Source organism: Rhodococcus jostii NBRC 16295 (genome assembly GCF_001894825.1).
In the GTDB taxonomy this organism is placed as follows: Bacteria; Actinomycetota; Actinomycetes; order Mycobacteriales; family Mycobacteriaceae; genus Rhodococcus_F; species Rhodococcus_F jostii.
In genome coordinates this window covers 69216-82081 of sequence record NZ_BCWY01000031.1, presented here as the reverse complement: position 1 = coordinate 82081, position 12866 = coordinate 69216, and the positions used below count along the sequence as shown (strand labels likewise).

13 protein-coding genes are annotated in these 12866 nt (G+C 68.7%); 4 read left to right on the top strand and 9 right to left on the bottom strand.

All coding sequences use genetic code 11. The features are described from left to right. Nucleotides 1-97 precede the first annotated feature (97 nt). Genes RJ1_RS20970 through RJ1_RS20960 form a run of 3 tightly spaced genes read right to left on the bottom strand, consistent with a single transcriptional unit; the run spans nt 98 to nt 3715 of the window. Nucleotides 98-859, bottom strand: a complete 762-nt coding sequence (locus RJ1_RS20970) for a hypothetical protein (RefSeq protein ID WP_073363530.1) — start codon at nt 857-859, stop codon at nt 98-100. Then, on the bottom strand, nt 856-3483 hold the full coding sequence (locus RJ1_RS20965; protein ID WP_073363527.1) for a bifunctional FO biosynthesis protein CofGH: 2628 nt from the start codon (nt 3481-3483) through the stop codon (nt 856-858). The genes RJ1_RS20970 and RJ1_RS20965 overlap by 4 nt, the downstream gene beginning before the upstream one ends. 46 nt (nt 3484-3529) lie before the next feature. Next, a complete protein-coding gene (locus RJ1_RS20960; protein ID WP_073363525.1) occupies nt 3530-3715 on the bottom strand; it encodes an Rv3202a family protein in 186 nt (61 codons plus the stop codon). A gap of 83 nt (nt 3716-3798) precedes the next feature. Here RJ1_RS20960 and RJ1_RS20955 point away from each other — a divergent pair, with 83 nt between their 5' ends. The 3 genes from RJ1_RS20955 to RJ1_RS20945 are packed head-to-tail and all read left to right on the top strand — an operon-like array spanning nt 3799 to nt 6535. Beyond that, a complete protein-coding gene (locus RJ1_RS20955; protein ID WP_073363522.1) occupies nt 3799-4299 on the top strand; it encodes a PH domain-containing protein in 501 nt (166 codons plus the stop codon). Next, the gene (locus RJ1_RS20950; protein WP_073363519.1) at nt 4296-5837 is read left to right on the top strand and encodes a PH domain-containing protein; all 1542 of its coding nucleotides are present in this window, start codon (nt 4296-4298) and stop codon (nt 5835-5837) included. Before RJ1_RS20955 ends, RJ1_RS20950 begins: the two co-directional genes overlap by 4 nt. Beyond that, the gene (locus tag RJ1_RS20945) at nt 5822-6535 is read left to right on the top strand and encodes a uracil-DNA glycosylase (protein WP_073363517.1); all 714 of its coding nucleotides are present in this window, start codon (nt 5822-5824) and stop codon (nt 6533-6535) included. Before RJ1_RS20950 ends, RJ1_RS20945 begins: the two co-directional genes overlap by 16 nt. A 48-nt stretch (nt 6536-6583) precedes the next feature. Here the strand turns inward: RJ1_RS20945 and RJ1_RS20940 are convergent, their stop codons facing one another. After that, nucleotides 6584-7426 (bottom strand): uroporphyrinogen-III synthase, encoded by an 843-nt coding sequence (locus RJ1_RS20940; protein ID WP_073363514.1) that lies wholly within the window; start codon nt 7424-7426, stop codon nt 6584-6586. A 39-nt stretch (nt 7427-7465) separates the two neighbouring features. On the opposite strand from RJ1_RS20940, the gene RJ1_RS20935 reads away from it, so the two are divergent. Further along, a complete protein-coding gene (locus tag RJ1_RS20935) occupies nt 7466-7849 on the top strand; it encodes a VOC family protein (RefSeq protein ID WP_073363512.1) in 384 nt (127 codons plus the stop codon). On the opposite strand, the gene RJ1_RS20930 is transcribed toward RJ1_RS20935, so the two are convergent. The 5 genes from RJ1_RS20930 to RJ1_RS20915 form a co-directional block, all read right to left on the bottom strand. Then, on the bottom strand, nt 7846-9363 hold the full coding sequence (locus RJ1_RS20930; protein ID WP_073363509.1) for a catalase: 1518 nt from the start codon (nt 9361-9363) through the stop codon (nt 7846-7848). The two genes, RJ1_RS20935 and RJ1_RS20930, sit on opposite strands and share 4 nt — an antisense overlap. 30 nt (nt 9364-9393) lie before the next feature. Next, complete coding sequence (locus RJ1_RS20925; protein WP_073363506.1) at nt 9394-9822, bottom strand: hypothetical protein; 429 nt, start codon at nt 9820-9822, stop codon at nt 9394-9396. A gap of 14 nt (nt 9823-9836) precedes the next feature. Continuing rightward, on the bottom strand, nt 9837-9995 hold the full coding sequence (locus RJ1_RS46800) for a hypothetical protein (RefSeq protein ID WP_162850376.1): 159 nt from the start codon (nt 9993-9995) through the stop codon (nt 9837-9839). A 100-nt stretch (nt 9996-10095) separates the two neighbouring features. Then, entirely contained in the window at nt 10096-10974 is an 879-nt protein-coding gene (mshB, locus tag RJ1_RS20920; RefSeq protein WP_073363504.1) for an N-acetyl-1-D-myo-inositol-2-amino-2-deoxy-alpha-D-glucopyranoside deacetylase, read from the bottom strand. Further along, the gene (locus RJ1_RS20915; RefSeq protein WP_073363501.1) at nt 10971-12728 is read right to left on the bottom strand and encodes an ABC transporter family substrate-binding protein; all 1758 of its coding nucleotides are present in this window, start codon (nt 12726-12728) and stop codon (nt 10971-10973) included. The genes mshB and RJ1_RS20915 overlap by 4 nt, the downstream gene beginning before the upstream one ends. Nucleotides 12729-12866: the final 138 nt, after the last annotated feature.

The following is a 12866-nucleotide window of genomic DNA, read 5'->3' as shown; positions in this document are numbered from 1 at the left end:
CTGCCTTTCTGACACGAGTAAGCACGAGGTACGGGCCGCTTGTACCCCGCGGAAGACCCTATTATCGCCTGCCCGGTCGACCTCTCTGCGGTGAGGGTTACCTGACCACGCGCACCGATGCGGGACGCGATGCCCGGGACGCGATCCACTTCTCCCCCTGTTTCGCGGCTCTCACCAGCGCACCCCGTTCGCCGAGATACCCGGCCACGACACCGATCACCGGGATGTTCCCGAGCAGCGTGGAGGTCCGGCCCGGTCGCGGACGCTTGTCGAGTTCGTCGCTGAGTGCGCGCACGGTGCGGGCGGTGCGCCACAGGGCACCGATCAGTGGGAACGGCAGCCACAGCGACCCCTCGTCCGCGGAACCGGTTCGTCCCGCAGTGCCGGCGCGCGCGTCCGTCTCGCGCGTGCAGAGCACGGACGCCAGCAGGTTCACCTGATCGGACCGTTCCGTCACGCCGTGTTCCCGGGCCACGGCGACGAGTACGACGGCCTGGTTCGCGAAGCCGAGCACGTCCTGGATCGGGAGCCGGTTGAGGAGCACACCGAACACGCCCGGAAACGCAACCGCCAGCGTGTTGATCGCGCCGATCCGGGTCACCCACCACCGCGCCCGCTCGTCGTCGCCGGCCTTCTCCCACGACGCCGTCCCCGGCACCTGGATGGTGTCGAGGATCCAGGCGATGCCGTCGAGCAACGCCTCCGCCGCGCCACGTTCCTCCGCGGTCGGGCCGAACGTCCGGGCCTTGATGCCGAACGGGTCCGTGAGGGCCAGATCGAGGACCGGGTTGATGCCCCGCGCCGCACGATCCAGGATGGTGACCACCGTGTCGTCGCCGAGGCGATCCGTCTCGCTCATGCAGCCGGCGACCTTCCCTCGCGCCGGGCGTGGGTGGTGGTGCGTTCGCGTGCCGGGCGGCCGATGCCCTCGGCGATGGCCCGCAGTTCCTCGACCGTCTTCTCGGATCCGTGCTCCGAACCCGCCATCCGGGAGATGGTCTCCTCCATCAGGGTGCCACCGAGGTCGTTGGCGCCGCCCTGCAACATCACCTGGGTACCCGTGACACCCAGCTTCACCCAGCTGGTCTGGATGTTCGGGATCCGGCCGTGCAGCATGATCCGGGCCAGGGCATGCACCGCACGATTGTCCCGGTTGGTCGGTCCGGGACGCGACGCACCCGCCAGATACAGCGGCGCACTCTGATGCACGAACGGCAGCGGCACGAACTCGGTGAATCCGCCTGTCCGATCCTGGATTCCGCGCAGAACCCGCAGATGCCCGACCCAGTGCTTCGGATTGTCGACGTGGCCGTACATCATCGTCGAACTCGACCGCAGCCCCACCTCGTGCGCCGTGGTCACCACCTCCACCCAGGTGGCGGTCGGCAGCTTGCCCTTGGTGAGCACCCAGCGCACCTCGTCGTCGAGGATCTCCGCCGCGGTGCCGGGAATGGTGTCCAGACCCGCCTCCCGCAGCTCGACCAGCCAGTCGCGGATGCTCTGCCCACCCCGGGAGGCGCCGTTGACGATCTCCATCGGGGAGAACGCGTGCACGTGCATCGACGGCACCCGCTTCTTCACCGCCCGCACCAGATCGGCGTACCCGGTGACCGGAAGCTCCGGGTCGATACCACCCTGCATGCAGACCTCCGTCGCGCCCGCGACGTGCGCCTCCCACGCCCGGTCCGCGACCTCGCCGGTGGACAGGGTGAACGCGTCCGCGTCGCCCTTGCGCTGCGCGAACGCGCAGAATCGGCAGCCGGTGTAGCAGATGTTGGTGAAGTTGATGTTCCGGTTCACCACGTAGGTGACCTCGTCGCCGACGGCGTCCTTGCGGAGCGCATCGGCCAGCGCCACCATCGCCTCGAGACCCGGACCCTCGGCCGTGGCCAACGCCAGGTATTCGTCGTCGGTGCAGCCGGCCGGGTCGCGTTCGGCGCTGCGCAGCGCCGCGAGGACGTCCGTGTCCACCCGCACCGGGCCGCTCAACTCCAGCACCTGCTCGCGGACGGTCTCCCAGTCCCCGAACGCACTGCCGAGGTCGCTGCGGGTCTCGGTGTTGCGGCCCTCGGTGTCGATCTCGGTGTTCAGATCGACCCGGCCCGCCGACTCCCAGGACTCGTCCGGCTCCTGCCACGGCAACCCCACCGGCTTCGTGTCCAACCTCGCCAGCCCGGTGTGCGGGTCCGCGAGGGCCTGCACGTGCCCGGTGATCCGCGGATCGATCCACGGCGAGCCGGCCAGCACGTACTGCGGTTGCGCCGCGGTGCGCTCGGTGAGCTCGAACCCGGCCTCCGCGGTGATCTCGGCCAGGGTGTCCAGGTTCGGCCAGGGCCGCTCCGGGTTCACGTGGTCCGGGGTCAGCGGCGACACGCCGCCCCAGTCGTCGACACCCGCACCGAGCAGCGCGGCGCACTCGGTGTTCGACACCAGGTTGGGCGGCGACTGGATGCGCATCCCGGGGCCGAGCAGCAACCGGGACACGGCGATGGTCGCGGCGAATTCCTCGAGACCCGCGTCCGGGGTGTCGCGCATCGCGGTGTCGGGCTTGGCGAGGAAGTTCTGGACGATCACTTCCTGAACGTGGCCGAACGCCTTGTGCGACTTGCGGATCGCCATGATCGATTCGGCCCGCTCGCGGATCGTCTCGCCGATGCCGACCAGGATGCCGGTGGTGAACGGCACACTCAACCTGCCGGCGTCGGTGAGTGTGCGCAACCGCACCGCCGGATCCTTGTCGGGGCTGCCGTAGTGGCACTCGCCCTTGTCGGTGAACAACCGGGTGGACGTCGTCTCGAGCATCATGCCCATCGACGGGGCCACCGGCTTGAGGCGGGAGATCTCCTCCCAGCTCATCACACCCGGGTTCAGGTGCGGCAGCAGTCCGGTCTCCTCGAGAACCCGGATCGACATCGCGCGCAGGTAGTCCAGCGTCGAATCGTACCCGCGTTCGTCCAGCCACTGCTTGGCCTCCGGCCACCGATCCTCGGGACGGTCACCGAGCGTGAAGAGGGCTTCCTTGCAGCCCAATTCGGCGCCCTGCCGCGCAATCTCGAGCACCTCGTCCGGTTCCAGATACGCGCCGCGTCCCTCGGCCCGCAACTTGCCGGGCACGGTGACGAACGTGCAGTAATGGCACTTGTCCCGGCACAACCGGGTCAACGGGATGAACACCTTCCGCGAATACGTGACAGCCCTCGGCCGCCCCGCCGCCAGCAACCCGGCATCGCGAACCTTCGCCGCCGACGAACACAGATCGGCCAGGTCGTCGCCGCGGGCCTGCAGCAGGGTCGTCGCCTCGTCCACGTTCAAGGTGGCGCCGTCACGCGCGCGGCGCAGCACCCGCCGCATCGCTGAGGCGGAGGGGGCCACTTCCTGCGCTGATGCGCCGGACGGGGGTGCCGCCGGAACACCCGGCATGGGAAGCATCGTGGGCCGGCCGGATTCTTCACCTGAATGGGTCACCCAGCGATCATGCGCCATCGGTGACAGCCAGTGCCACCCAGACTCCCGCGAGCGGCGAGGATCGCTACCCGCGCGGGTAGTCCTCGTCGACGGGAACGGCCCGGCTCTGCTCGGCCGCGTCCGCCTCGTTCACCTCCAGTGACGACACTTCTTCCACCTCGTCGGAACTGTCGTCGTCGACGGCGAGTTCCTGCTCGAGCCGGTCTGCCTCGGGAACCTCCGGAGAATCGGCCGCATCGAATGACGTCATGTCTGCGCTCCTTTCGCTTCGGGGGGTCCTCCCACGATAGGTCGGTTCTCGACAGAATGCCGGGGCACGGCCAAAGTAGGGGCATGAGTGTGCCCACCACCGTCACGATGGCGGAGCCGCTGTGGCGGCCCAGCCCCAAGGCCAAGCGACTGTGGGCGATCAATGCAGCCCTTCTGTGGCTTCCCGTCTTCGTCGCGCAAGTTGTCGCTCTGGTCTTTCACTGGTGGCCGGTCTGGATCCACGTGACGGTTCTCGCGATCACCGTCGTACTCGCGATCGTCCACATCGCGGTCGTCCCCATCTGGCGGTACCGCGTGCACCGCTGGGAGATCAGCGACACCGCGGTCTACACCCGCAGCGGCTGGTTCACCCAGGAACGACGCATCGCGCCGATCTCCCGCATCCAGACCGTCGACACCGAACGCGGACCCATCGACCGCATGCTCGGTCTCGCGACCGTCACGGTCACGACGGCCTCGTCCGCCGGTGCCGTCAAGATCTCCGCCCTCGATCAGGACACCGCCGAGCGCACCGTCGCGCGCCTCACCGAGATCGCGGGCACCAATGTCGGTGACGCCACGTGAGTGCGGCACCGGAACCGGGGGTCGCGCCTCCCATCGCGCACGGCGAGGCCGCGGTCGCGGCGGAGGAGGAGCAGCCCTGGCTGCGCCTGGACCGCCGGATGCTGCTCGTCCACCCCGTCGACGAGATCGTCAAACTCCTGCCCGTCTTGCTGATCTCACTGGTCATCGGCACCCAGAGCGGCAACCATGTGTGGAGTCTCGTCGCTGTCGTGGTGTTCGTGGTGTTCGGCATCTCCCGCTGGTTCACGACCAGCTACCGCATCGGGCCGGTGCACGTGCAACTGCGGCAGGGCCTCTTCCGGAAACGCCTGCTGTCCGTTCCGCGTAACCGCATCCGGTCCGTCGACGTGGAGGCGGGCGTCCTGCATCGGCTGCTCGGTCTGTCGATCGTGCGCATCGGCACCGGCCAGCAGGTGGGGTCGAAGCCCGACGCGGCGAAGTTCGAACTCAACGCACTCTCCGCCGGTCTGGTTCCCGACCTCCGCGCCGCTCTTCTCACCCGCCAGTCCGCTGCCGAGGTCGAGCACACCGCGGTCACCCGGGAGCCCGCGGTGACCGAGATCGGCCACTGGACACCGGCGTGGGTGCGCTACGCCCCGTTCTCGGTGACCGGGGTGGTGACCATCGCCGCGATCGTCGGTCTCGCATTCCAGTACGGGTTGGGCTCCAAGATCGCCCGCTCGTCGACGGTGGCCGCGGGGATCGAATCCGCCGAGCGCGTCGGGATCGTCCTCGCGATCGTCGTCGGGAGTGTCGTGCTCCTGATCGCCGCCAGCGCGCTCGCCTGCGTTCGATATCTGCTGGCCTACGGCAACATGAGGCTGACGGACAACGGCCGGACCCTGCACGTCAGCCACGGCCTGCTGAAGACCCGCCAGACCACCCTCGATCGCGCCCGACTGCGCGGCACGACCCTCAAGGAGCCGCTCCTCCTCCGGCTCGCGGGCGGGGCCCGGCTGGACGCCGTCATGACCGGCGTGAGCGCCGAGCGGCGCGAATCCTCACTCCTGCTCCCCCAGGCGCCGCGCGCGGAAGCCGAACGGGTGATGGCGACCGTCATCGACGACCACCGGCAGTCCACGATCCCGCTCACGGCTCACGGCCCGGTCGCCGCACGCCGGCGCTACACGCGGGCGCTCATCCCCGCCGAGATCGCGCTCGTCGTCGCCCTGATCTTCGTGATCCTCGACCGCCCGGTGTTCTGGGCAGCGTGGGCCGGTATCGTCGCCCTCGCCGTCGGCGGCGTGGCACTGGCCTGGGATCGGTACCGGGGCCTCGGTCACGCGGTGCTGCCCGGCTGGCTGATCACCAGCAGCGGCTCCCTCGACCGCGCCCGGGACAGCCTCGAAGCCGACGGCATCATCGGGTGGACCGTCCGTCAGACGTTCTTCCAGCGGCGGGCCGGCGTGGCGACCGTCATCGCCGCGACCCCCGCCGGCACCGGAAAATACCGGGTCATCGACCTCCCCGCCGATCAGGCGTGGTCGCTCGTCGAGTCGGTGACACCCGGCGGAGGTGACGTGTGGGCGCGGCACTGACCGACATCGCCGGGCTGGACGCCCAGCTGATCGAATGCCGGGCCTGCCCCCGCCTCGTCGAATGGCGGGAGCAGGTCGCGCGCGAGAAGCGTGCCGCGTTCCGCGACGAAACCTATTGGGGCCGTCCGGTTCCCGGATTCGGGCCACCCGACGCGCCCGTGCTGATCGTCGGTCTCGCCCCCGCCGCACACGGCGCGAACCGGACCGGTCGCATGTTCACCGGCGACCGCAGCGGCGACTTCCTCTACGCCGCACTCCACGCCGTCGGTCTGGCGAGTCAACCCACCGCCACCCACATCTGCGACGGCCTCGAACTGTTCGGAGTCCGCATCACCTCCCCCGTGCACTGCGCGCCGCCCGCGAACAAACCGACCCCCACCGAACGGGACAACTGCCGCCACTGGCTCGACGCCGAACTGCGCATTCTCCGACCCCACCTGCGGTCGGTGATCGTGCTCGGCGGATTCGGCTGGCAGTCGCTGCTCCCCGTCCTCGACGACGCCGGCTGGGCCGTCCCCCGGCCGCGACCGAAGTTCGGGCACGGGGCGCACGTCGAACTCCGCGGCCCCGAACGCCCCCTGCACCTGTTCGGGTGCTACCACGTCAGCCAGCAGAACACCTTCACCGGCCGGCTCACCCCCGCCATGCTCGAGTCCGTGCTCTCCGACGCCGCCCGCGCCGCCGGCCTGATCGGGTAGTTCCGGGCGAACGGTACATCCGACCTATCTGAAGCGCCGAAAGGCCATTCACCCCGCATGCCGCCGCTTCGGGAGTTCCTCGATGATGTATTTCGCCATGCTGCCGAGCCGGGGCCGGGCGGGTTGCATGGTCTCGACGCCGAGGGCGGTGAAGGGTGACGCCGTCACCGAACCGACGCAGACGGGTGCGACGGGACCCTGGAACGCGTGCAGGAGGGCGTCGACGCGGTCGACGTCCTTCGCGGTGCTGAGGAGAGACGACACGGCAGGTGCGCTGGTGAAGGTGACGGCGTCGACCTCGGCCCGGATTATCTGGTCGAGCAGTGTCCGTAGCGGCCGCTGATCCTCGGGTCTGATCCACCGGTACACCGACACGGCGGTCGTGTCGGCGCCGGCGCCGGCGAGGGAGACGCTCAGGTCGGTCATCGGTTCCCATTCGGTGATGGTGCCGTGCAACTGGACCGCCACATGCAGCCCGCGCACGCCCTCGGCGACGAGGTGCTCGTGCACTTCTTCGGACGACTCCGTCTCCGGCGACCATTCCTCGCGCAATCCCGCGCCGCGGACAGCACCCTTCGCCTTGGGACCGCGGGTGATGATCCGGGCCGACTGCAGGGCGGCGAGCAGCGCGTCCTCCTCGTCCCAGGCCCGGGCGGCGTCCAGCCACCCTCGGAATCCGACGGCGGTGCTGACGACCAGGAGGTCCGGCGGCGACGCGATGATGTCGGCGGTGCGGGACCGCAGGTCGGAGTCGTCGACGAGTGGCAGCACGTGGATGGCCGGGGTGTGCGTGATGGCGGCACCGTGCCGTTCGAGGAGCGTGATGAACTCGGCGGCCCGGCGTTCGGCGGTGACGGCGATGGTCAGTCCGGAAAGTTCGTCGTTCGACATTCTCCCAGTGTGACGGACGAATCGAACTAGGCTGCCCACATGATCACAGCGGTCCACACATTGGTCTATGCAGACGACGCCGACGCCGCCCGCGACTTCTTCCGCGACGTGCTCGGCTGGTCCCACGTCGACGCGGGGGGCGGTTGGTTGATCTTCGGCACCGGGCCGTCCGAGATGGGTGTGCATCCCACCTCGGACGATCGGGGCGGTGAACCGTGGTCGACGAAGCCGCATCACGAGATCTCGCTGATGTGCGACGACATCGAGTCGACCGTCGCCGAACTGAAAGCCAAGGGTGCCGAGTTCACCCGCGGAATCCGCGACGACGGGTACGGCCTCACCACCGCCCTGAAGATCCCGGGAGCGGGCGAGATGACGCTGTACCAGCCTCGGCACCCTGTGGCGTACGAGGGCGAGGATTAGGCCTTCGCCTGCGCGCTGCTGCGCGCCGCATTGGCCTGCTCTCCCGCCTTCGGGTCCGTCTCCGCTTGCTTCTTCGACACACCGTCGGCAATCCGGTCACCGAGGGTCTTGTCGACGTTGCGCCAGTATTCGAAGGCCTTCGCGAGGATGGGTTCGCTGACGCCGTTCAGCAGATGCCCGACGATGTTGTCCACCAGGCGGTCCCGGGCGGCGTCGTCGAGTACTTCACGGACCATCGTCCCGGCCTGACCCCAGTCGTCGTCGTCCTTGTGGAGCGCGTAGGGCGAGCGCACCATGTCGCCGGCGCTGTACCAGGTTGCGGTCTCCCCGACCGTCGACGGGTCGGCGTGCGGACCGCCCTTGGAATTGGGTACGTAGACCGGGTCACCCGGGTTGTGGTGCCGCATGTTGCCGTCCTTCGAATACGAGCGGACGGGGACGTGCGGCCGGTTGACGGGGAGCTCCTTGTAGTTGGCGCCGATGCGGTAGCGGTGGGCGTCCGGGTAGGAGAACAGCCGGCCGACGAGCATCTTGTCGGGGCTCGGACCGATACCGGGTACGAGGTTGCTGGGCTCGAACGCGGCCTGCTCGATCTCACAGTGGTAGTCGGTGGGGTTGCGGTCGAGGGTCATCTTGCCGACGGGGATCAGCGGGTAGTCGCTGTGCGGCCACACCTTGGTGAGGTCGAACGGGTTGAACCGGTAGTCGTCGGCGTCCGCGAACGGCATGATCTGCATGTTCAAGGTCCAGCTCGGGTATTCGCCGGCTGCGATGTGCTCCCACAGATCACGGGTGTGGTAATCGGTGTCCATGGACGCCATCTGGTCGCCCTCGTGCTGCGTGAAGAACTCGACACCCTGGTCGGTCTTGAAGTGGTACTTCACCCAGAACTTGTCGCCCTCGGCGTTCACCCACATGTAGGTGTGGCTCGAGTACCCGTTCATGTGCCGCCAGGTGCGCGGGATGCCGCGGTCGCCCATGAGCCAGGTGACCTGGTGCGCCGACTCCGGGGACAGCGTCCAGAAGTCCCATTGCATGTCGTGGTCGCGAAGGTTGTTGTCGGCACGCCGCTTCTGCGAGCGGATGAAGTCCTGGAACTTCATCGGGTCGCGCACGAAGAAGACGGGGGTGTTGTTTCCGACCATGTCGTAGTTGCCCTGGTCGGTGTAGAACTTGATCGCGAATCCACGCGGGTCGCGCCACGTGTCCGGGCTGCCGCGCTCGCCGGCGACGGACGAGAATCTGATCAGCAGATCGGTCTTCTTGCCGGGTTGGAAGAGGTCGGCTTTCGTGTAGGCAGATACGTCCTCGGTAACTTCGAACCGTCCGAACGCCCCGCCCCCCTTCGCGTGCGGTTGGCGTTCCGCAACGCGTTCGCGGTTGAACTGGGCCATCTTCTCGATCAGATAGTGGTCCTGGAGGAGGATGGGCCCGTCCGTCCCGATCGTGAGCGAGTGTTCGTCACTCGTGACCGGGATGCCGGCGTCGTCGGTCGTGAAGTTCTGATCTGTCATCGCGATGCTCCTTCAGCAGACTGCTGGTCGCTACCGCGTACCCTCCCGCTCCGGCGGTGAAACCGTTCCGAAAGCCGCCTTGGCACTGACCTTCCACATGTAGACGGCCGCGGGAATCAGCGAGCCGAGCAGGAGCAGGAGCGTCGATACGGACGCGAGCATGAGCACGTCGCCGCCGGGGCCCCCGAACATGCAGAGGAGGAAACCGACTCCCCACCCTGCGAGCGGCAGCACCCCCGAGCCCACCCGGCCCGTCGTCGACCGGGCGGCGATCACCAGTGCCAGATTGACGACCGCGGCGGCGAGGATGCTGATCGGGAACGGCGTGGACCCGATGTAGGTGGGCAGGAAGAGCACCGACAGGACGGCGCACAGGAAACCGTCGAACACCAGCAGCGCGAGGGTGACCCTCCCCAAAGCATCGAGGTGCCCGGGTTTCGCTGCGGTGCCGACGGTCATGTGTCAATAGTGGATCACGCGACGGGCGGGTAGCCCAGCAGGGTCAGCAAGTGACTCTGCATGTCGGCGAATCCGTACAGCACGCCGTAGTACAGGTCGTGCTGGGCCGGCCACGACGGCCGGAGTGAGTCGACGAACGCGACGATGGCGTTCTGAACATCCCAGTTGTACATCTAGCGCCTCTCCTGACGGGCGTCACACGGACTCGGCCGACGACCGCTGCGTGACGTGCGCCACAGTGTAATACGTAACGCCGGTCACAGGTAAATGCGGTCAGCGACCGATACCACCGAAGAGGTCGGTCTCGCGGCCGTCCGGGCCCTTTTCACCCAGGGCGCCGCGCACCAGCACGAAGTGTTCCTCGGTCAGAATCGGCTGCGCGATGTCGTTGGAGAGCGCGTACTCGGTGCCGCTCGGTGCCACCGTCACCTGGGTGGCGTGCGCCGCGAGCGCCTCCCTCTTGGCGTCGAACACTCCCCGCACGTCGATCACCGTCGTCACGTCGGCGTCCGGGACGCTCGGCAGTTCACCGGGCTCCGGCAACCGCCAGCCGTCGGGGACGTCGCCGATGCGGCAGAGCCCCGACTCGAGCGCGCTCGCCTCGGTCACCGTCCAGTACAGCTTCGCGACCTCCCACGGTTCGCCGCGGTCGGGGTAGCGCGCCGAACCCGCAGCCTCGACGGCCGCGGTGGTGATCGTGTGCGCCTGGATGTGGTCGGGGTGCCCGTATCCGCCGTCGGTGTCGTAGGTGACCACGACGTGCGGTCGCAACTCCCGGATGACGGCGACCATCGCGGCGATCACCGACTCGCGGTCGGCGTTGACGAACGCGCGCGGGTTCGCCGCCGACGCCGTACCTGCCATCCCGGAATCACGGAAGTGTCCCGCCCCCAGGAGGAACCGTGGCCGCCCCGCGCCCAGACGCGACAGCGCGGACGTCAGCTCGCTTATCCGGAACCCGCCGAGCTGATCGGCGGCGCCCGCGACCAGTTGCGCCCACTCGTCGCCGATCACCTCGCCTTCCTCGCCGAGCGTGCACGTGAGGACGTGAACCTCGGCGCCCTCGGCGGCGTAACGCGCGATGGTGCCGCCCGTGGTGAGGGTCTCGTCGTCGGGATGGGCGTGGACCAGCAGAATTCGCCGCTCACTCATTCCTTGATCCTGCTCCAGTCCGCTGCGTCGCTGAATATTCCGACCGGCACGGCGCCCGACAGCGACACTCCCTCGACGCCCGGTCCCGCCGCAACCAGTGTGCGGTCCTGCATGATCGGCAGCACCGCCGCGAGATCCCAGAGCCTGCGATCGGCGTCGGCGAGAACCTGCGGCACGTCCCCCGTTCCCCGCAACGCGGCGTCGATGGCCGGTTGCAGTGTGGGGTCGCAGACGCCCGACAGGTTCGACGGGGCCTCGGCCTCTGCTACCGAATCTCGTTCGGATCCGGACGTTTCGGTGTTCGCCGGGGTTGCCGCGACCGCTGCGGGTGGGCAGCTGTGCCGGGAGGCGAGTGCCGTGGCAGGGTCGGACCCGGCGCGCGACCATCCCACGACCGCACCGATGTCGCCCTTGCTCACGGACTCTCCGTACAGCTCCTCGGCCGGGAGTGCCGTCACGGTGGCGTCGACGCCGACACCGCGCAACTGGTCGGCCGCGGTGTTCGCCACTGCGCTCGCCGTGTCGTCGCCTTCGGGTGTCCCGATGACGAGCGTCAGCGGGACACCGTCGCGGACGAGCCGGGTCGCCGGCGCAGTGCCGGTGGGAACGGCAGTGTCCGTAGGTGTTTCGGCGACGTATCCGTACTCGGCCAGCTGCGCCAGCACCTGTTCACGGCTCGGCCGCGCGGGTGCGGTCGCGGTGTAACCGGGGTCGGACGGGGCGTAGACCTGCGACCGCGCGGGAACGGCGGACGCCTCGCTGCCCGCGCCGATGACGGCGAGCAGATCGGTGTCCAGCAGGTCCATGAGGCTTTTCCGCACCCGGACGTCGGCGAGTTCGGGCACCCGGCCGTTGAGTGTCAGGTCGAGTCCGCGGGGCTGGAACGACGAGCCGGTCCGGACCGTCGGGATCGCCGCGAGTTGCGCGGAAGTGGCTGTGCCCCCGTGGATCTGCACGACCTGGGTGTCGTTGTTGCGCATCGAGTCGGCCAGCTGCGACGCTGTGCCGTCACGGCGCATCAGGATCTGGTCGGGCGTCGCGGGCTTGTCCCAGAACCGGTCGTTGCGTTCGAGCAGGATCTCGTCGCGACCGCGGTCGATGGACTTGATGTGGAAGTGCCCGCCCGACACCGGGATGTTCTCGGACAGTCCGGTCGCGAAGCCACCCGGCGAATCCTTGATCAGGTGCGACGGCAGGAGGTCGGTGAACAGTTCGCGCCACGCGGGGTACGCGGCCTTCATCACGACGGTCACCGTCTTGCCGCCGCCGGACGACTTGACGTCCTCGATCAGTCGGTACCCGGCCGGGTCGACGACGCCGGGGGCACTGATCATCTGCTGCCACAGGTAGCGGAAGTCCTCGGCGGCAATGGGGGCGCCGTCGGACCATTGCGCTTCGTTCCGCAGCTGGTACGTGATGGTGAACGGCTCCTGCGACGTGACATCGGCGGAGACCACCAGCGAGGAGTCGGGAATCCAGTTGCTGCCGCCCGGGCGGGCGGGGTCGGGCACCGGCCGGAACGGACTCGGCAGCACGAGGGCGCTGACCGCGGAATTCGCAGGCGACTGGTCCGACAGCAGGTGCGGGTTGAATCCGCTCCCCACGTCGTCGATCGCGACGACGACGGGTTGCTTCTCGGTCGGCGACACCGTCGGCTTGGGGCTGTCGGTGCTCTCGACGGGCGGGGGCGGATCGGCGGTGCACGACGTAAGTACCGTCGTCGTCACTGCCAGCAGGAGCGCGGTCACCGCCATCCCCCGTCGTCGGCCCCGAACTGCTCGACCTCTCGCGAGTCGACCCCCAGCAACCACCGCGCCGCCTTTCCTCAGAGATACCGGAAGGCTCCGGAAACCCACGAGCGAATGTACCTTCGGCCGACGATCGACCGAAGG